Here is a 19562-nt window from a genome sequence, read left to right on the forward strand (position 1 = left end):
TGGCGGCCCGATCCTGGCCTGGAAGATGACAACATAGGATTATGAAGCCCAAGATTCTGGTCGTCGACGACGATATGGCACTCGCTGAGATGCTGACCATCGTCTTGCGCGGGGAAGGGTTCGACCCGCACGTGGTCGGCGACGGCACGCAGGCCCTGTCGGCGGTGCGGGAGATCCGCCCCGACCTGGTTTTGCTGGACCTGATGCTGCCCGGCATGAACGGCATCGACGTATGCCGCGTGCTGCGGGCCGATTCCGGCGTTCCGATCGTGATGCTCACCGCCAAGACCGACACCGTCGATGTGGTCCTCGGTCTCGAGTCCGGTGCCGACGATTACATCGTCAAGCCGTTCAAGCCCAAGGAACTCGTCGCCCGCGTGCGTGCGCGCCTGCGTCGCACCGAGGACGAACCGGCCGAGCTGCTCTCGATCGCCGACATCGTCATCGACGTGCCCGCGCACAAGGTGACCCGCGGTGGCACACAGATCTCGCTCACCCCACTGGAGTTCGACCTGCTGGTGGCGCTCGCGCGCAAACCGCGTCAGGTGTTCACCCGCGAGGTGCTGCTCGAACAGGTGTGGGGTTACCGGCACGCCGCCGACACCCGCCTGGTGAACGTGCACGTGCAGCGGCTGCGCGCCAAGGTCGAGAAGGATCCGGAGAACCCCGAGATCGTGCTCACTGTGCGCGGCGTCGGATACAAGGCCGGACCGCCGTGATCGGTCGCTGTGAGGCGCCGCGGTGACCGACGGGCTCATCGCGCGGCTGCGGCGGTGGGCGACCCCGGTGCTCGACTGGTTCCAGACCATCGGCACCGCGCTGGGTCACCTGTGGCGTCGGTCGCTGCAATTGCGGGTCATCGTTTCCACGCTGACTCTCTCCCTCATCGTGATCACGATCCTCGGGGTCGTGCTGACCGGTCAGATCACCGACCGGCTCCTCGAAGCCAAGATCAACGCGGCGGTCGAGGAGATGGATCGTGCCCGCAGCACGATCGAGAACGAACTGAGCGGTGTCGAGGGCGCCAACAGCCGCCAGCAGCAGCTGGCCGACGCGCGCAGTGCGCTGTCCAGCCGGGGCGGCACGGGGCAATCCACGGGCGCCGCCGGTAGTTTCGACTCCGCGCTGGCCATGGTCGGTGGTACCCCGCCGCAGGAGATCACCACCGATCTCATCTCCGAGGTGCCACAGGAACTGCGCCGTTTCGTGCAGCGCAGCCAGGTGTCCTACCAGTTCACCACCGTCGCCGACCCGGACGGCTACCGTGGCCGCGCGCTGATCATCGGCAGCCCGAGCGCCGAGATCGCGACCCTCGAGATCTACCTGATCTTCCCGCTGGCCAGCGAGGAGTCGAGCCTGTCGCTGATGCGCGGCACGATGCTCATCGGTGGCGTGGTGCTGCTGGTATTGCTCGCCGCGATCACCGCCCTGGTCACCCGGCAGGTGGTGCTGCCGATCCGTTCGGCCGCGCGCATCGCCGGCCGCTTCGCCGACGGCAGGCTGAAGGAACGCATGCTGGTGCGCGGCGAGGACGACATGGCGCGGCTGGCGCAGGCGTTCAACGAGATGGCCGAGAGCCTGTCGAACCAGATCACCCAGCTCGAGGAATTCGGCAATCTGCAGCGCCGGTTCACCTCCGATGTCAGCCACGAGCTGCGCACCCCACTCACCACGGTGCGCATGGCCGCCGACCTCATCCACGGTTCCAGCGACGATCTCGATCCCGCGCTCGCGCGCAGCTCCGAACTGCTCGTCAACGAACTCGACCGGTTCGAAGGCCTGCTCAACGACCTCCTGGAGATCTCCCGGCACGACGCCGGTGTGGCCGAACTGCAGGTGGAGTCCCTCGACGTGCGGATGTGCGCGCGGGCCGCGATCACGACCGTGCGGCATCTGGCCAAGGACGCCGGGGTCGAGCTGGTCGTCGACCTGCCGGAGGAACCGGTGGTCGCCGAGGTCGATCCGCGCCGCGTGGAGCGGGTGCTGCGCAATCTGCTCGCCAACGCGATCGACCACTCCGAGGGCAAACCGGTCCTGATCCGGATGCGCGGCGACGCCGAGGCCAATGCCGTGGCGACGGTCGTGCGCGATCAGGGTGTCGGTCTGCGACCGGGCGAGGAGAAGCTGGTGTTCAACCGGTTCTGGCGCTCGGACCCCTCGCGGGTGCGCCGCTCCGGCGGCACCGGTCTCGGCCTGTCGATCAGTGTCGAGGACGCCAATCTGCACGAGGGCCGACTGGAGGCCTGGGGCGATCCGGGTGTCGGCGCCAGCTTCCGGTTGCTGCTGCCGATGGTGCGCGGCCGCAAACTCGGCCCGAGCCCGCTGGCGCTGGAACCGATGCTGCGCAAGGTGCCCGCGTTACCCGAGGCCGAGCCGGAACCCGAGGTCCTCGACATCCAGCGCGACAACGCCGCCGACGACAACGAGGAAGCCGCAGCGACCGAGACCGGAGACCGAGAGTCATGAGCAACGCGGGTGGTGTTCGCAAGGGTGTTGGGCTGTTCGCCCTCGTCTGCCTGCTCGTCCTCACCGGGTGTGCGAGCCTGCCCGAATCGTCGGCGCCGCAGGCCCTCGGCACCATCGAGCGCGAACCCACGTCGGCGGGTCCGCCGCCGCCGGAGCCCGGCCGCGATCCCGACCTGCTGGTCGGCGATTTCCTCGGTGCCAGCGCCGACCCGGCCAACCGGCACGCCGCCGCCCGCCAGTACATGCGCGACGACACGGCGGGGGAGTGGAACGACGAGGCGAGCATCACCATCGTCGATCGGCCCGACACGCTGCGCGAATCGCGCACCGGCGACCGGGCGACGTATGTGGTGCGCGCCCGCAAGGTCGGCGAGCTGAGCCGCGACGGGGTCTACCGCGCCACCGACGGCATGCTCGAGAACAAGATCGAGATGAGCAAGGTCGACGGGGAATGGCGCATCACCGACCTGCCCGACGGTGTCGTGATGGCTTCGGCGTCGTTCGCGAGCACCTACCAGCGCTACATCCTGTATTACTTCGACAGCACCGCCCAGCTGCTCGTGCCGGATCCGCGCTGGCTCTCGGTGCCACGAGGTCAGCTCACCGAGCGGCTCGTCGGCCTGCTCAGCGGCGGCCCACAGTCGGCCATCGCCGGGGTGGTCCGCAATCTGCTCGCCCCGCCGACCGCCGTGCGCAGCCCGATCGCCAAGGCGGAGAACGACCCCGGCGAGGTGGGTGTCGGAATCGGCGGGGTGCGTATCGATTTCGGCGGGCTCGGCACGCTCGATCAACGTGGTCGCGAACTGCTGGCCGCCCAGGTGGTGACGACGCTGTCGCGCGCCGACATCCTCGGCCCGTATGTGTTGCTCGCCGACGGCAAACCCCTCGACGAACGCTTCGCGAGCGGATGGTCGGTCGCCGATGTCGACCAGTTCAGTGCGGCGGCGCCCGGCAACAAGATCGGGCTGCACGCACTGCGCAACGGCACCCTGGTCCAGGTGACACCGGACGGGATCGTCGCGCCCAGTGGGGCCTTCGGTGAGGCGACCAACCTGCAGTCGGTCGGCATCTCGTCGGACGGCCAGTTCGTGGCCGCCGTCGCCGACACCGGACGGCCCGCACCGGAGCCGGGCCGCACCCTGCTGATCGGCAACTACGGCGCGGGCGCGTTCGGTGTGGTCGAGGCGGCGAGTATCGCCCGGCCGTCCTGGACCATGGACGGTGGCGCCGCATGGACCGTGCTCGACGAGCAACGCGTGGTGCGCGCGGTCACCGATCGAGCCACCGGCAATGTGTCGCTGCAGGACGTGGACACCTCGGCGCTGTTCGGGGGCGCGGGTGCGCCGCGACTGCCGATCACCGAGGTGGTCGTCTCGCGGACCGGTGTGCGGGCCGCGCTGATCGCCGACGGCAAAGTGTACGTGGCGGTGATCGAACGCAGGCCGGACGGCAAGTACGCGCTCACCTCCGCGCTGCCGGTGGCGATCGGGCTGAGCACGCCCGCGGTGTCGCTGAGCTGGATCACCGGCGACACCCTCATGGTCGCCCGGGAAGGCAATGTCGACCCGGTGTTCACCGTGTCCATCGACGGCTCCCAGTTCACACCGGTGACCTCGCAGAACCTGACTCCGCCGGTCCGGGTGGTCACGGCGACGCAGTCGACCCAGTACGTCGCCGATTCCCGCGCGGTGCTGCAACTGCAGACCGCCGACCCCACCCGGACCGACCGCTTCTGGCGCGAGGTGCCCGGGCTCACCGGCGAAGGCGTGGTCCCGGTCCTGCCGACCTGAATCTGTCGGTACCCGCTGTCATGCTCACCGGCTATGAAGGCTCTGCTCGATCTCGTGCTGCCGGTCCGCTGCGGCGGCTGTGCGCTGGCAGGCACGCCCTGGTGCGGCGCGTGCGCGGCCGAGTTGACGGCGGGTCCGGTGCGGGTACGCCCACGAACCGACCCCGGTGTTCCGTGCTGGGCGCTTCGCCCCTATCGCGGTCCGGCCAAGCGCGCGGTGCTGGCGGCCAAGGAGCACGGCCGACGAGACCTGGCCGACCCGCTCGGCGCCGCACTCGCCACGGCATTGGCACGGTTACGGTGCGCTGACCGCCCGCTGGTGCTGATCCCGGCGCCCACCCGGACGTCGGCAGCCCGCAGCCGCGGCGGCGATCCCGTAGCCCGTTCCGCGGCCTGCGCGGCAGGGTGGCTGATCGATTGCCGGACGGTCGGTCTGCTTCGTCTGCGGCCCGGTGTCCGCGACTCCGTCGGGCTCGGCTCGCGCGAGCGCGCGCACAATCTCGCGCACAAGATCATCGTCGTGACCCCGGCCACCGCGCGGGCGCGAATTCCGGCGAATGCCGAGGTAGTGCTGGTCGACGACGTGTTGACCACCGGCGCCACCGCCACCGAATCGATACGTGTTCTTAGCCGGATCGGCATACATCCGTGCGCTGTTTTGGTGACCTGTGCGGCTTGACTCAGCGAAATTTGCGTGAACAGTGGCGGACTCGTCTGTGGCGGACTAGCGTCGCGAACACACACCGAACCACAGCTTCTGGGAGGTGGCGCCGCGAACTCTGGTGTCGAGCGATTCCCGATCGGCACAGCTCAATCCCGCCGCACTCGCTCTGGTGTGCGGCCATATCCGGGAGGTACTCGCGTGACGACTTCTGCACGGGCATCAGTGCACGATGCTGACCCTTCGGCACTGGAGGACAGTGCCACCGACTCGACTCGGACACCCCACTCGGAAGTGGTGGTCTCCGGTCGCAATGTCGAAGTACCCGACCACTATCGAATCTATGTCTCGGAGAAGCTCTCCCGGCTGGAGCGCTTCGATCCGTCGATCTTCCTCTTCGATGTGGAGCTGTTCCACGAGCGCAACCGTCGTCAACGCAAGGCCTGCCAGCGCGTCGAGATCACCGCACGCGGGCGTGGCCCGATCGTGCGGGCCGAGGCGTGCGCCGACAGCTTCTATGCCGCGTTCGAGTCGGCAACACAGAAGATCGAGAGCAGGCTGCGCAGGTCCAAGGACAAGCGCCGGGTGGTGCACTACGGAGACAAGACGCCCGTCTCGGTAGCTCAGGCCACCGCGTCCCTGGTCGACGATTCGCTGTTCGCCCAGGCCAACGGGCACGTGGCGCACGAACACGACGAGGAACCCCAGGACGAGGGTCCCGGCCACATCGTGCGCACGAAGGACCATCCGGCTACGCCGATGACGGTCGACGACGCCCTGTACCAGATGGAACTGGTCGGGCACGACTTCTTCCTCTTCCACGACAAGGAAACCGACCGGCCGTCGGTGGTCTATCGCAGACACGCCTTCGACTACGGTCTGATCCGGCTGGTCTGACCCATCCGGAACTCCGGGCACCCGCGGGCGCGGGTGCCCGGATCGCGTTCAGCCACCGAACTTTTCGTAGTGCACGGCCTCGGTGAGCGCCCGCCGGGCCCGCCAGCCGAGGCGTTCGAGATCCGGCACTTCCTGGAACTCGCGTACAGGTCCGACGCACAGCCAGGCGATGGGTGTGATGCCCTCGGGCAGGCCGACGAGATCGCGCAGGAACCCGGGTTCGTAGAACGACACCCAGCCGACACCGACCCGTTCGGCAGTCGCCGCCAGCCACAGGTTCTGGATGGCGAGCACGGTCGAATACACACCCGTCTCGGGGACACTGGCCCGGCCGAGTACCTGCGGTCCGCCGCGCCGGTCGTCGTGGGTGACCACGATCCCGGTACCGCTCTCGACGATCCCTTCGATCTTGATCGGGTCGAAGGTCGCGGCCCGGTCGGCGGGCAGCACGTCACGGAACTCGACGCGCTTGCCGGCCACGTGGTCGGCGAAGCGGCGCAAGGTCGCCGCTTCGCGGACCACGACGAAGTCCCACGGCTGGGAATTGCCGACGCTCGGCGCCCGGTGGGCAGCGGACAGAATCCGCCACAACGTGTCGTCGTCGACGAGTTCGCCGGTGAATTCGGCGCGCACATCGCGACGCAGACGGATCGCGTCGTAGACGCTCAGTTGCTCAGCACACACCGGTGCAGTGTGGCATTGCGGCTGGCGCCACAGTTCTCGGCCCTGTTCCCCGCCTCTTCCCTCCCTGCGGGCACTCCTTCGTCGCGCCCTCCGGTCGGTCCAGAGGCGGGCGGGCCGAGAACTGTGGCATTGCGAGGTCAGGCCGACCTACGCGCCATCCGTCGTCCGGCGGCCAGCGCGGTGCGCAACCCACGCCTGCGACCGGTCACCGGATCGATCGTCGGCACGGCCTTACCCTCGAACAGGCGCTCCGACTTGGTTTCCGGTGCGTCGTCGGCGGTGTGGCGCAGGTACTTGTTGGGCAGCGACAGCTTGAGGATCGTGCGCCACGACTTGAAGTACTGCACCGGCAGCGACCCGGTGGTGTAGGGCAGGTCGTACTTGTCGGCCAGCTCGCGCACCCGCACCGCGATCGCGGCGTAGCGGTTGCTCGGCAGGTCGGGGAACAGGTGGTGTTCGATCTGGTGGCTGAGGTTGCCGGTCATGAAGTGCATGACAGGGCCGCCGCTGATGTTGGCGCTGCCGAGCATCTGGCGCAGGTACCACTCGCCCTTGGTCTCGTTCTCGATGTCGGCCTTGGTGAACTTCTCGGCACCGTCGGGGAAGTGCCCGCAGAAGATCACCGCGTTGGTCCACACATTGCGCACCACATTGGCGGCGAGGTTGGCGGTGAGCGTGGAGAAGAACGACGGACCGGTGAGCAGCGGGAAGATCACGTAGTCCTTGGCGGCCTGCTTACCGATCTTCTTGAGAACCAACTTGCGGTCGGCGTCGAACTGCTTCCACTCCGGGGAGTCCTTGTCCCACTTCTTCTTCGCCACCTTGCCCAGCTCGAGGTGCTGGATCGCGACGCCGTACTCGAACAGCGCCTGCAGCAGGAAGTTGTAGATCGGGTTGCCCAGGTAGAACGGCATCCAACGCTGGTCGCGGGTGACGCGCAGCAGGCCGTAGCCGATGTCGTCGTCCATGCCGAGGACGTTGGTGTACTTGTGGTGCAGGAAGTTGTGGGTGATCTTCCAGTGCGCCGACGGGCCCGCGTTGTCCCACTCCCAGGACGTGGAGTGGATCTCCGGATCGTTCATCCAGTCCCACTGCCCGTGCATGACGTTGTGCCCGATCTCCATGTTCTCGATGATCTTGGCAGTGCCGAGCAGGGCGACGCCGGCCAGCCAGGCCGGGGGCAGGAAGCTGGCGAACAGGACAGTGCGGCCGCTGATCTCCAGGGCTCGCTGTAACCGGATGACGTTGCGGATATACCGGGCGTCGGCTTCGCCTCGCGAAGATTCGATTTCGCGGCGGATCGCGTCGAACTCCGCACCGAGAGCTTCGACATCCGCGGCGGTGAGGTGCGCGTATTCCTTGACATCCGAGATCGCCATGGCGGTTACAGTACCGTAGGTTACGAGAGCGTAGGTTGGTGATTTCCGCGATGGATTGTGGGATGTGTCCTATTGCGCAATCGAGACACAGATGTTATCTGAGACCGCGCGCCCTCTTCCGGAGGGCGGCCTTCTCCTGCCGCGCCCGCTTCTTCAGCGCCACCTTGGCCTCGCGCAGTACTTCCTTCTCGTGCCGCGCCTTCGCCTCGAGGCTCACCTTCGCGTCGTGCAGCGCCGAACGCAGGCCGAGGCGCTTGCCGGTCTCCGGGTCCACGCGCAGCGCCTCCGGCAACGAGATGCCGTGGAACTTGCGCTCCGACGACGTCTCGGGTGCGTCGTCGGCGGTGCGCTTGAGGAACCGGTCGGGCAGAGCGAGCTTGTGGATGGTGCGGAAGGCCAGCAGGTACTGCTTGCCGAGCGAACCGGTGGTGTAGGGCAGGTCGTACTTGTCGCAGAGCTGACGCACCTGCGCGGCGACCTCCGGGTACCGGTTGCTCGGCAGGTCGGGGAACAGGTGATGTTCGATCTGGTAGCAGAGGTTGCCGCTCATGAACGCCATGACCGGGCCCGCCTTGAAGTTGGCGCTACCGAGCATCTGCCGCAGATACCACTCGCCCTGGGTCTCCCCGTCGAGCTGTTCGATGGTGAATTTCTCGGCGCCGTCGGGGAAGTGCCCGCAGAAGATCACGGCGTAGGCCCACAGATTGCGCACCAGGTTGGCGGTGGTGTTGGCCTTGAGCGTCGACTTCCAGGCCGGGCCGGTGAGCGCGGGGAACAGGACGAAGTCCTTGACCACCTGGCGGCCGGCCTTACGCGCGAAGTCCTTGTTGGGTTCGGAGAACACCTGCTTGGTCGGGATACCCGCCAGTTCCTTCTCGATGCCCAGATCGTGCAGGGCGATGCCCCACTCGAAGGTGGCGGCGAGCAGCAGGTTGGCGGCCGGCTGCACCAGGTGCTTGGGATGCCAGGCTTCGTCGCGTGTCATCCGCAGAATGCCGAAACCCAGGTCCTCGTCCTTGCCGAGCACGTTGGTGTAGGTGTGATGGGAGTAGTTGTGCGCGCGCCGCCACTGCGCCGACGGACCCGTCTGATCCCACTCCCAGGTGGTGGAGTGGATTTCGGGGTCGTTCATCCAATCCCACTGCCCGTGGCTGACGTTGTGCCCGAGCTCCATGTTCTCGATGATCTTGGCGACCGACAGCAACGCGGTGCCACCGAGCCACGCCCAGCGGTTGCGGCTGCCGAACAGCACCGCGCGGCCCGCGACCTCGAGGGCGCGCTGGGCGGCGATGGTGCGGCGGATGTATTTGGCGTCGCGCTCACCGCGCGAGGTTTCGACAGATCGTCGGATCGAGTCGAGTTCTTTGCCCAGGGTCTCGATGTCGGCCGCCGTCAGATGGGCGAAGGCCTGGATATCGGTGATGGCCACCGGGGTCCTCTCTTGTTCGGTTGACGGCCTGCACGCTCGGTCCACACACGAGGGGCCCGGCGGTGACGCTACGGCGTCACTGCCGAGACCAGCCGCTGCCGGTCAGCCATATGACCGGCGCATGATTCGAGGATACCCGTAACCGAAGCGTGACGGTGGGATCAGATGTCGAGTGTGCAGTCACCGGCCGCGGCGGAGATGCAGGTCTGAACCTTGTCGCCCGGCTGGCGTTCGTCACCGTTGCGCAGGTCGCGGGCGTGCCCGGCCGACAGCGTGACCACGCAGGTCTGGCAGATTCCCATCCGGCAGCCGAACGGCAGCTGCACGCCAACCGACTCGCCTGCCTCGAGCAGGCTCGTCGCGCCGTCGACGGTCAGGGTGCGTCCGGTGGTACCGAAGGTCACCGTGCCGCCCTCGCCGACCGCGGAGCGTTCCACCTCGAAACGCTCGACGTGCAGCTTCTCCGGGATGCCGGCAGCCTTCCAGTGCGCTTCGATGGCGTCGAGCATGGGCGCGGGACCGCACGCCCACGTCTCGCGCTCGCGCCAGTCGGGGTAGAGCTCGTCGAGGCTCGACAGCGCGAACAGGCCCTGTTCGTCGGTGAGTTGCAGGTGCGAGACGAAGCTCGGGTGCTTGTCGTGCAGGGCGCGCAGTTCGGCGCCGAACATCACGTCGGCATCGGTCGGCGCCGAGTGCACGTGCACCACGTCGTGCACACCGTCGCGGCGGTCCATGGTGCGCAGCATCGACATCACCGGGGTGATGCCACTGCCCGCGGTGAGGAAGAGCACCTTCTCAGGGACCGGCTGGGGCAGCACGAACCCGCCCTGCGGTGCGGCGAGCCGGACGATGGTGCCCGCGGCGACCCCGTTGACGAGGTGGCTGGACAGCTTGCCCTCTGGCATGGCCTTCACGGCGATGGAGATGAGCCGCTTGCCGCCCTCGCCGGTCCAGTCCGGCGGGCAGGTCAGCGAGTAGGAACGCCAGTTCCAGCGGCCGTCGATGAGGATGCCGATGCCGATGTACTGACCCGGCTGATACTTGAAGTCGAAACCCCAGCCCGGTTTGATGACCAGCGTCGCCGAGTCGGCGGTCTCCTTGCGCACGTCGACGATGCGCCCACGCAGTTCCCGCGCCGACCACAGCGGATTGGCCAGGTGCAGATAGTCGTCGGGCAGCAGGGGTGTGGTCACCCGGGCGACCGCGCCGCGTAGCACGTTCAGCTTGCCGCCGCGATCGGCGACCTGCGCCGCCGGTGCCTCGAGCCATTCCCGGAACTTGTTCAGGACCATTGCTTCGCCGTTACTCCCTGTCGCGCATCCCAGCCACCCGCGGTGGCTCACTCGCAGCAAGGTTACGGCATCGTAGGTTCGGCGCCAGCCGAAGGACTGGGCGTTCTCGGCGCGCCTCCGTCGCTGGACTGACCGGAGGGTGCGACGAAGGAGTGCCCGGAGGGAGGGAAGCGACGGAGTCAAGCGCCGAGAACCGCGGCGCCAGCCGCCAGTGTTACAGCAGATCCAGGAGGAACGGCAGTTCTTGGGTGGCGTACCAGGCCAGCTGGTGGTCTTCGGCGTCGCCGAGGACGAACTCGGCGTCCGGGTCGCCCATGTCGGCGACATCGATCACGTCGACGGCCTTGGCCACCTGAGGTTCGGCTTCGGCCAGGTCGACGTGCACCGAGGCCACCTGGTCGTAGGTGATCGGCCCGGCCAGCTTCACCACCGCGTCGTCGAGGTCGGGGCGCAGTTTCGCGCCGGTGACGTCGGCGGCGATCACGCAGCGCCGGTAGGTCGGGCTGCCCGGGGTGGCGACCTCGTCCGGCGCGGTGGTGTCGTCGTCGGCGTCGTCGAGACCGTCGCGTTCGGCGGCGATCAGCCGCAGCGAGGCACGCGCGGCCTCCGACATCGCCACCTCGGCGAGTTCGTCGTCGTCACCCGCGGCGTAGGCCTCGCGCAGCGCGGGCGTCACCGCGAACGCGGTCGCGCCGAGCGGGAACAGTTCGCGCTCGTCGACCAGTTGCCGCAGCATCGGGATCGTCGCCGGGATGTAGACGCGCATCTTGGCGTTCTCAGAGACAGGCACCGAGCAACTCCTCCATCGATTCGTGCACCGACGCCGCGAGGACGTCGAGATCGGCCATGGCGTCGCGGTCGGCGTTGAGTCCGTAGAAAACCTGACCGTCGTACGAGGTGAGCCCGAAGCTCAGGGTCTGATTGCGCAGCAGCGGCGACACCGGATACATCTCCAGCATGCGCGCACCGCCGATGTACATCGCGGTCTGGGGCCCCGGCGCGTTGGTGATCACCAGGTTGAAGGTGTTGTCGGCGAAGGTACTCGCCGCCCGCACACTCATCGCGTGCAGGCTGGCCGGTGCGAAACCGGCCAGGTGCACGAGGGTGCGCGCCCGCACACCGCGGCGCTGCCTGCCCGCGGCCTCGGTGGCGTGCGAGATGTGCGAGAGCCGCATCGTCGGATTCGGTTCGCCCACCGGCAGATCGATGAGGAACGAGGACACCTCGCTGGCCGGTGTCAGCTGGTTGTCGCCGTCGACGTACACCGACATCGGCACCACCGCACGCAGATTCGTCGATTCGACGAGGGCCTCGTTGCGCGAGAGCAGCCAATTGCGCAGGGCGCCGGTGACGACCGCGAGCACGGTGTCGTTGATCGAGCAGTCGAAATGTCTGCGGATCTTGCGGTAGTCCTCGAGGTCCGTGCGCACCACATCGAAGCGGCGGCTGCGCGAGGTGCGGGCGTTGAGCGGGCTGTCGGGTGCGCCCGAGGTGGCCGCGCGGACGGCATTGGCCGCGGCGTGCACCGCCATCCGGGCGCCGCGTACCACCCCGAACGCGTTCGAGCCCGCGTCGCGCACCGCCGAGTAGGCCTCGCGTGGTTGCGCGGCCAGTTGCGACAGCGCGCCTGCGAGCAGTTCCACATCGGTCGGTTCGCGTGGTGCGCGCCAGGCGTCGTCGGCCAGTTCGCGTGGCAGGGGGCTGTTGTCGAGGATCACGTGCCCGATCTCGAGCGCGGTGTCACCGTCGACGAGCGCCGAATGCGATTTGGTGAACACCGCGCTTCGCCCGTCGGACAGCCCTTCGATGAGGTACATCTCCCACAGCGGCCTGCCCTGGTCCAGCGGCCGGGAGGCGAGCCGGGCGACCAGGTCGTAGAGCTGTTCGTCGGTGCCGGGGGCGGGCAGCGCGGAGCGGCGGATGTGATAACTGATGTCGAAGCGGCTGTCCTCCACCCACACCGGACGGCCGAGCGCGAGCGGGATCTCGCGGACTTTGCGGCGGTAGCGGGGAACCAGCGGCAACCGGGATTCGACCAGCTCGATGAGCTGTTCGTAGTCGAGGACCTGGCCGGAGCCGTCGCCGGAGGAGTTCTGGAGGATCGCGAGAGAGCCGATATGAATCGGATTACTGCTCGACTCGAGCCGGTAGAACGCCGCGTCTTGCGGCGTCAATCTCGTGATCACGCGCTCCGATGCTCCTTCCGTTGCACGCTTCGCGCGCCTTGGAGGCGCAGATCGGGCACCGGCTACATCCTACGGCACAGTAGGTGAATCGTGATGCCGGGCAAGGCGCCTCACCGGATGCCGTGACCTGGGCGGATGTGAGCACCCGGTACACCGGGCATCGGTACGCGCGGCCGGGTACGGTGGTCTGCGGACTACCATTGCCACAACACTGTGGCTCACTAGCCCGAACCCGACTCCGACCAGAGGACTGACGAGACCCGTGCCTGCGCTGACACTGACGAGGTTGCTACGGATTGGTGAAGGCCGCATGGTCAAGCGGCTGTCGAACCTCGCCGATGAGGTCATCGCGTACGGCGACGAGATCGAGGCGTTGACCGACGAGGAACTGCGCGCCAAGACCGACGAGTTCCGTGAGCGCTACGCCGCGGGGGAAACCCTCGACGACCTGCTGCTCGAGGCGTTCGCGGTGGCCCGTGAGGCCTCGTGGCGCGTGCTGAACCAGAAGCACTACAAGGTGCAGATCATGGGTGGCGCGTCGCTGCACCTGGGCAACATCTCGGAGATGAAGACCGGTGAGGGCAAGACCCTCACCTGTGTGCTGCCCGCCTACCTGAACGCCATTTCCGGCGACGGCGTGCACGTGGTCACCGTCAACGACTACCTCGCCAAGCGCGACGCCGAGTGGATGGGCCGTGTGCACCGCTTCCTCGGCCTCGAGGTCGGCGTGATCCTCGGTGGCATGACCCCGGCCGAGCGCCGCGTGGCCTACGCCGCCGACATCACCTATGGCACGAACAACGAGTTCGGCTTCGACTACCTGCGTGACAACATGACCCACTCGCTGGACGATCTGGTCCAGCGCGGGCACAACTTCGCCGTGGTCGACGAGGTCGACTCCATCCTCATCGACGAGGCGCGCACCCCGCTCATCATCTCGGGTCCGGCCGACGCCTCCTCCAAGTGGTACGCCGAGTTCGCGCGCATCGCGCCGCTGCTGAAGAAGGACGTCCACTACGAGGTGGACATCAAGAAGCGCACCATCGGTGTGCACGAGGCGGGTGTGGAGTTCGTCGAGGACCAGCTCGGCATCGACAACCTCTACGAGGCCGCGAACTCGCCGCTGGTGAGCTACCTGAACAACGCCATCAAGGCCAAGGAGCTCTACCAGCGCGACAAGGACTACATCGTGCGCGACGGTGAGGTCATCATCGTCGACGAGTTCACCGGCCGCATCCTGGTCGGGCGCCGCTACAACGAGGGCATGCACCAGGCGATCGAGGCCAAGGAGAAGGTCGAGATCCAGCCGGAGAACCAGACCCTGGCCACGATCACCCTGCAGAACTACTTCCGCCTCTACAACAAGCTGTCCGGTATGACCGGTACCGCCGAGACCGAGGCCGCCGAGCTGCACTCGATCTACGGCCTCGGCGTGGTGCCGATTCCGACGAACAAGCCGATGGTCCGCAAGGACCAGGCCGACCTGATCTACAAGTCGGAAGAGGCCAAGTTCAACGCCGTCGTCGACGACGTGGTGGAGCGTCACGAGAAGGGCCAGCCGGTCCTGATCGGTACCACCAGCGTGGAGCGCTCGGAGTACCTGTCCAAGCAGTTCACCAAACGCGGTGTGGCACACAGCGTTCTGAACGCGAAGTTCCACGAGCAGGAAGCCCAGATCATCGCCGAGGCCGGTCGGCCCGGCGCGGTCACCGTGGCGACCAACATGGCCGGTCGTGGTACCGACATCGTGCTCGGCGGCAACGCCGACATCATCGCCGACATCCTGCTGCGCAAGCAGGGCCTCGACCCGGTCACCACCCCCGACGAGTACGAGGCCGCCTGGCATTCCGCGCTCGAGCAGGTGAAGAAGCAGACCGAGGAAGACGCCGAGACGGTGCGCGAGGCCGGTGGCCTGTACGTGCTCGGCACCGAGCGTCACGAGTCGCGCCGTATCGACAACCAGCTGCGTGGTCGTTCCGGTCGTCAGGGCGACCCGGGCGAGTCGCGGTTCTACCTGTCGCTGGGTGACGAGCTGATGCGCCGCTTCAACGGCGCCGCGCTCGAGGCGATCATGAACCGCCTGAACCTGCCCGACGACGTGCCGATCGAGGCGAAGATGGTCTCCAAGGCCATCAAGAGCGCCCAGACCCAGGTCGAGCAGCAGAACTTCGAGATCCGCAAGAACGTTCTGAAGTACGACGAGGTGATGAACCAGCAGCGCACCGTCATCTACGGCGAGCGCAACCGGATCCTGCGTGGCGAGGACATGGAGGGCCAGGTCCAGAACATGATCACCGACGTGATCACCGCCTACGTCGACGGCGCGACCGCCGAGGGTTACGTCGAGGACTGGGACCTGGAGAAGCTGTGGACCGCGTTGAAGACGCTGTACCCGGTGAGCCTGGACCACAAGGAGCTGGCAGGCGAGACCGCCACCGGCGAGGCGGGCGAACTGACCCGTGACGAACTGCGTGAAGCTCTGCTCGAAGACGCGCACAACGCCTACGAGAAGCGCGAACAGGAAATCGACGGTCTCGCCGGCGAGGGCGCCATGCGCAACCTGGAACGCCAGGTCCTGCTCTCGGTCCTCGACCGCAAGTGGCGCGAGCACCTCTACGAGATGGACTACCTCAAGGAGGGCATCGGCCTGCGCGCGATGGCCCAGCGCGACCCGCTGGTCGAGTACCAGCGCGAGGGTTTCGACATGTTCGCGGCCATGCTCGAGGGCCTGAAAGAGGAGTCGGTCGGCTTCCTGTTCAACCTGCAGGTCGAGGTCCAACAGCCGCAGCCCGAAGGCGTCTCCATCGACAAGGGCCTGCGTTCCCCGGTCGGCGCCCCCCGCCCCCAGGACGCCGCCCCGCAGAACCAGGCCCCGCCCGCCCTGCGCGCCAAGGGAATCGACGAGTCCACCCCGCGCGGCCTGAACTACTCGGGCCCCGCCGAGGACGGCCGCGCCGAATCCCACTCCGACGCCCAGGAATACGGCGGCCGCCAGTCCACCGGCACCCGCCGCGAACGCCGCGAGGCCGCCCGCACCGAAACCAAGGGCAAGCGGCGCCGCTGACCTCTTGAACAACGAAGGCTCCCACGGTTATTAGTGGGAGCCTTCGTTGCTTCCGGGACGCGTTGCCCGGCTGTCCGCGCCGTCAGGAGGGTGGGGCGGCGGTAGTAACGGTTGACGTGGTGGTCGTCGGCTTGCGGGTCGTGCTCGTCGGGATCGGGGCGGTTGTTGTGGTGGTCTTCTTCGAGGTGGTGGTCGGCACCGGTCCCACCGTCAGCGACCTGGCCCGCCCCTGCCATTCCTCGGGCAGATTCCCCTTGGTCGACACCGCGATGGTGTAGCTGTCGCCTTCGTGTCCTGCGGTGTCGAACAGGGTGACCGTCTTGCCGGTGCGGTTGAACACCGAGACGGTGGCGGCGTCGATGTGCTGGCCGCTCAGGTCGGGGGAGCCGATCTTGAACAGCGACATCTTGCCCGCGCCGTCGTGTCCGGTGAACACGCACACATACGAGGTGGGGCAACGCTCGAAGCCGGTGCAGCCGCCGGTCTTGTTGCACCAGTCCTCGGTGACACTGGTGAACGTCTTGGCACTGACTGTCGTTGTCTCGCTACCGTTTCCGCTTTCGAGCTCGACGGTGTGTTCCTCGTCGGGCGCCGCGCCGAGCCGGTCGATCACATACTCACAGGCCGCGCTCAGCGCGATCCCGGTAGCCGCCGTCACCAGCGCCGCCGTCACCGTCACACCCGCCCGCAGTTTCAGCGCGATGACCTCGACGACCGGAACCACCATCTCGCACACGACATCCTGTGTCGTCTCGGTCGCCTTCTCGTGGTCACACGCCACCGCACCGAACCCGACAAGCATCGCGAGTATCACCGTGAACACTGTCCGCACGGCGTCAGAATGCGCCCGGAAACCACTCTCCCGCAGCCGGTTCCGCCCGCAACGAAACCCGCGCTCGGGCGTGGTTCCGATTGCTCAGCACAACGAACTTCTCGGCTAGGACGGCGGCATGCGCGTCAGCGTCCGTCACGAGCGCATCGCCACAAACCAATCATGCATGTACAATTGCATGCATGGTTGCCTTGCAGATTCGAGACGTTCCCGAGCCTCTGCGGGATCAGTTGGTCGCGTTGGCTCGCCAGCGCGGGCAGTCTTTGCAGGCATTCCTCTTCGACCTGGTGCGCGATGAAGCCCGGCGTCAGGACAACATCGCGGTGCTCAAGCAGTTCAGTCCGGCCACCTGGGATGTCGCGTTCACTGCTCAGGACGTAGTAGTGGCCTTGGACACCGAACGCTTCGAGCGGGACTCGGCGTTGGACGGTCCGGGGGCTCGCGAGTGATCGTGGTCGACGCTTCGGTCTTCGTTCATGCGCTTCTGAATCCCGACCCACTCGGTGCGGTCTGCCGCGATGCCTTGGAAGCCGACAATCGCTGGATCGCCCCGCAGCATTGGACTGTCGAGGTTCTGTCCGTTATCCGCCGTTTCGCCCGCGCGGGCACCATCACCACCGAGCAGGCCGCTCGGGCTGTCACCGCGTTGGAAAAACTTGACCCCGAAGTTCCGGTCACGCGCGTACTCGTCCCGAGAATCTGGGCACTGCACGACAATCTAACCGCCTACGACGCCGCCTATGTCGCCGCGGCCGAGGCTTATGGTTGCGATCTGCTCACCACCGATTCGAGGCTGGCGAACGCGCCGGGCATCACCTGCGCGGTGCGTGTCCTGACGGCCGCGAATACTGCGCCGATCCAGTAGGGCCGTTCAGCTGGCTCGGTGGATGGGGTGGACTCGGGAGAGGGCGCGTTTGGCTTCGGCCAGGGAGATCATGTGGTCTTCGTCGTCGATTTCGGCGACGGCGGCCTCGGCCCATTCGCGCAGTAGCGTCGATACTCCGACGCGCCGTTCGTCGGCCAGATCCTTGAGGCGGGAGTGCAGGCCGAGCGGTAACCGGATCGAGGTGGTCACCATGATGTCCTCGTTGGCCGGCAGTCGGGGTGGCGCGTCGGCAGGCTCGTCGGAGAAACTCAGCCGGTCCATGAAATCGGCGAGTTCCTCTCGGCTGGACGGAAAGTCCTGATCGCTCATGATGGATTCCCACTTTCCCACTGCTCGAATTGCGCCAGCTCCTCGGCACGCATCGTCCGTGCGCCGATGATCACCCACGTCCAGTCGTCGCGCTGCCGTGTGACCACGATCAACGGACGCCCGGCCGTGGTGCGCCCCCACACCGTCAAGACGGTCACCTGGCCGTCGAAGGCCGGGCGCGGCCACCGTCGTGACGCTGCGAGGACCTGCCGAACCTCGCTGGGTTCGATGCCGATCAGGTGAGCGATCGCCCAATCAGGCCACTCGAAACCCATAAGTCCATAATACGCACGTAGTAACGGACCGTGAAAGAGCTGTGTATCGAACCGGCCGCTGTTCGTTAGGCTCGCCGTGACCCGATTTTCCGACGAAGGGTGGGTGCGACGGTGCGCACGGATGCGGTGGAGCGTGCGTTGTCGGCGTCGGAGCGGTGGTTCTGGTTGGTGGATCAGTTGTCGCCCGCGAATTGTGTGGTGCGGATCCGGGTGCGGGGGCCGATCGGGGCTTATCGGCTGGAGTTCGCGGCCGAAGCACTTGTCGCGGAGTTTCCGTTGTTGCGGTCGGTGGTGGGGGAGGGGCCGTGTTTCGTCGCGTCGGCGGACCCGCATCTGCCGGTGTTGCATCGCATCGTCGCCGGCCTCGATGACTGGCGCACCGTGTTCGACACTCAGCTCGCGACGCCTGTCGACTCGGCGACCGCACCGGGCAGGATCGTCGACCTGGCTTTCCAACCGGGCACCGACGACGAGCAGCACGACCTGATCGTGGTGTTCTCGCATGTCTATCTCGACGGGCGTTCGATGGTCGCGCTCGTCTGGCGACTGCTCTCCTACGCCTTCGGTGCCCAACCGGTGGTCACCGCCCGCCCGGCGATTCCGGCGCCGGACGACCTGATCCCGTCCGCGCAGACGCGGATGTGGCGCTGCCTGTGGACGAACGTGTCCGCCCAGCTCACCGCGTTGGCCCGGCGCGCCGTAAGCCTGCCAGGATGCCCGCCACCGCTACCGATTCGCCGCACCCGCACGGTCGTTCGCACGATCGCGGGGGAGAGGCTCACTGCGCTGCGCGCCCGCTGTCAGCGCGAAAGTGTCACCGTCAACGCACTGTTGGCAGCAGCGTTGGCCGAGGCGATCGGCGGCTATGTCCCGAAAGAGACCGGCACGGTGGGCATCGGCATCCCCGCCGACATCCGCTCCCGCCTGAATCCCCCTCCCGCCGAGGACGAACCAGGCATGTTCACCGCCGTAGTCCCCACCTTCGTCCCCTTCGGAACCGATCTACCCGACGCCGCGCGATCCGCAAAAGCGCAGCTGGACAGGGGAATCGCCCGCCACGCCGATCTCCGCTCATTGGCGGCCATCCGCTACGGCTGCCCCCGCACCCTCGAATCAGGCAGGCGCACCATCGAACTCATCGACCGCCGCGCCCCCTGGAATGTCACCCTCAGCAACCTCGGCCTGGTCACCCCGCCGAAAACCCCTGAGCCCCTGTACATCACCGACGTCACGGTGGCGGGAACCAACTCCTGCGCCAGCGCCCTCACCGTCGGCGTAGCCACCTTCGACAACACCATGTCGATCACCTTCTGCTACGTCGACACCATGCTCCCCCGAACAACAATCGAAACCCTGGCCGACACCATGATCGCCGCTGCCGCACCGTAACGGCTGCCTCCCTGTACTCGCCAG

The 19562-nt window shown here is 67.1% G+C and carries 18 protein-coding genes; 9 read left to right on the forward strand and 9 right to left on the reverse strand.

Annotation, left to right across the window (positions count from 1 at the left end):
• Nucleotides 1-41 precede the first annotated feature (41 nt).
• The 5 genes from mtrA (at nucleotide 42) to hpf (ending at nucleotide 5813) form a co-directional block, all read left to right on the forward strand.
• On the forward strand, nucleotides 42-719 hold the full coding sequence (gene mtrA / locus ACWEVR_RS03000; protein WP_067491393.1) for an MtrAB system response regulator MtrA: 678 nt from the start codon (nucleotides 42-44) through the stop codon (nucleotides 717-719).
• 22 nt (nucleotides 720-741) lie between these two features.
• Nucleotides 742-2466, forward strand: coding sequence for an MtrAB system histidine kinase MtrB (gene mtrB, locus ACWEVR_RS03005; RefSeq protein WP_218022654.1), 1725 nt, complete (start codon nucleotides 742-744; stop codon nucleotides 2464-2466).
• A complete protein-coding gene (gene lpqB, locus ACWEVR_RS03010) occupies nucleotides 2463-4256 on the forward strand; it encodes an MtrAB system accessory lipoprotein LpqB (protein WP_452465590.1) in 1794 nt (597 codons plus the stop codon). Before mtrB ends, lpqB begins: the two co-directional genes overlap by 4 nt.
• 33 nt (nucleotides 4257-4289) lie before the next feature.
• Nucleotides 4290-4934, forward strand: a complete 645-nt coding sequence (locus ACWEVR_RS03015; protein ID WP_452465591.1) for a ComF family protein — start codon at nucleotides 4290-4292, stop codon at nucleotides 4932-4934.
• Nucleotides 4935-5117: 183 nt separating this feature from the next.
• Nucleotides 5118-5813, forward strand: a complete 696-nt coding sequence (gene hpf, locus ACWEVR_RS03020) for a ribosome hibernation-promoting factor, HPF/YfiA family (RefSeq protein ID WP_452465592.1) — start codon at nucleotides 5118-5120, stop codon at nucleotides 5811-5813.
• Between the two features lie 48 nt (nucleotides 5814-5861).
• Here the strand turns inward: hpf and bluB are convergent, their stop codons facing one another.
• From bluB to ACWEVR_RS03050, 6 genes are all read right to left on the reverse strand, one after another.
• Nucleotides 5862-6497, reverse strand: a complete 636-nt coding sequence (bluB, locus tag ACWEVR_RS03025) for a 5,6-dimethylbenzimidazole synthase (RefSeq protein WP_452465593.1) — start codon at nucleotides 6495-6497, stop codon at nucleotides 5862-5864.
• A 137-nt stretch (nucleotides 6498-6634) separates the two neighbouring features.
• Nucleotides 6635-7876 (reverse strand): fatty acid desaturase family protein, encoded by a 1242-nt coding sequence (locus tag ACWEVR_RS03030; RefSeq protein WP_357395813.1) that lies wholly within the window; start codon nucleotides 7874-7876, stop codon nucleotides 6635-6637.
• Nucleotides 7877-7970: 94 nt separating this feature from the next.
• On the reverse strand, nucleotides 7971-9305 hold the full coding sequence (locus ACWEVR_RS03035) for a fatty acid desaturase family protein (RefSeq protein WP_452465594.1): 1335 nt from the start codon (nucleotides 9303-9305) through the stop codon (nucleotides 7971-7973).
• A gap of 161 nt (nucleotides 9306-9466) precedes the next feature.
• Complete coding sequence (locus ACWEVR_RS03040; RefSeq protein ID WP_067637443.1) at nucleotides 9467-10597, reverse strand: ferredoxin reductase; 1131 nt, start codon at nucleotides 10595-10597, stop codon at nucleotides 9467-9469.
• 214 nt (nucleotides 10598-10811) lie between these two features.
• A complete protein-coding gene (locus ACWEVR_RS03045; RefSeq protein ID WP_439265110.1) occupies nucleotides 10812-11363 on the reverse strand; it encodes a DUF6912 family protein in 552 nt (183 codons plus the stop codon).
• A 10-nt stretch (nucleotides 11364-11373) separates the two neighbouring features.
• Nucleotides 11374-12783, reverse strand: a complete 1410-nt coding sequence (locus ACWEVR_RS03050; RefSeq protein WP_452465595.1) for a WS/DGAT/MGAT family O-acyltransferase — start codon at nucleotides 12781-12783, stop codon at nucleotides 11374-11376.
• A 262-nt stretch (nucleotides 12784-13045) separates the two neighbouring features.
• Between ACWEVR_RS03050 and secA the strand changes: the two genes are divergently transcribed.
• Nucleotides 13046-15847, forward strand: coding sequence for a preprotein translocase subunit SecA (gene secA / locus ACWEVR_RS03055; protein WP_452465596.1), 2802 nt, complete (start codon nucleotides 13046-13048; stop codon nucleotides 15845-15847).
• Nucleotides 15848-15929: 82 nt separating this feature from the next.
• Here the strand turns inward: secA and ACWEVR_RS03060 are convergent, their stop codons facing one another.
• The gene (locus tag ACWEVR_RS03060) at nucleotides 15930-16679 is read right to left on the reverse strand and encodes a peptidase inhibitor family I36 protein (RefSeq protein WP_452465597.1); all 750 of its coding nucleotides are present in this window, start codon (nucleotides 16677-16679) and stop codon (nucleotides 15930-15932) included.
• 182 nt (nucleotides 16680-16861) lie between these two features.
• Between ACWEVR_RS03060 and ACWEVR_RS03065 the strand changes: the two genes are divergently transcribed.
• The gene (locus ACWEVR_RS03065; RefSeq protein WP_452465598.1) at nucleotides 16862-17128 is read left to right on the forward strand and encodes a hypothetical protein; all 267 of its coding nucleotides are present in this window, start codon (nucleotides 16862-16864) and stop codon (nucleotides 17126-17128) included.
• Nucleotides 17125-17544: a type II toxin-antitoxin system VapC family toxin gene (locus ACWEVR_RS03070; RefSeq protein ID WP_452465599.1), complete on the forward strand. Its 420-nt coding sequence runs from the start codon at nucleotides 17125-17127 to the stop codon at nucleotides 17542-17544. Before ACWEVR_RS03065 ends, ACWEVR_RS03070 begins: the two co-directional genes overlap by 4 nt.
• A 6-nt stretch (nucleotides 17545-17550) precedes the next feature.
• Here the strand turns inward: ACWEVR_RS03070 and ACWEVR_RS03075 are convergent, their stop codons facing one another.
• Together ACWEVR_RS03075 and ACWEVR_RS03080 are read right to left on the reverse strand one after the other, a co-directional pair.
• On the reverse strand, nucleotides 17551-17874 hold the full coding sequence (locus tag ACWEVR_RS03075; RefSeq protein WP_067637425.1) for a hypothetical protein: 324 nt from the start codon (nucleotides 17872-17874) through the stop codon (nucleotides 17551-17553).
• Nucleotides 17871-18149: a hypothetical protein gene (locus ACWEVR_RS03080; protein WP_067491422.1), complete on the reverse strand. Its 279-nt coding sequence runs from the start codon at nucleotides 18147-18149 to the stop codon at nucleotides 17871-17873. Before ACWEVR_RS03080 ends, ACWEVR_RS03075 begins: the two co-directional genes overlap by 4 nt.
• 111 nt (nucleotides 18150-18260) lie before the next feature.
• Here ACWEVR_RS03080 and ACWEVR_RS03085 point away from each other — a divergent pair, with 111 nt between their 5' ends.
• A complete protein-coding gene (locus ACWEVR_RS03085) occupies nucleotides 18261-19538 on the forward strand; it encodes a phthiocerol/phthiodiolone dimycocerosyl transferase family protein (RefSeq protein WP_452465600.1) in 1278 nt (425 codons plus the stop codon).
• Nucleotides 19539-19562: the final 24 nt, after the last annotated feature.

This window comes from Nocardia sp. NPDC003979 (genome assembly GCF_053605015.1).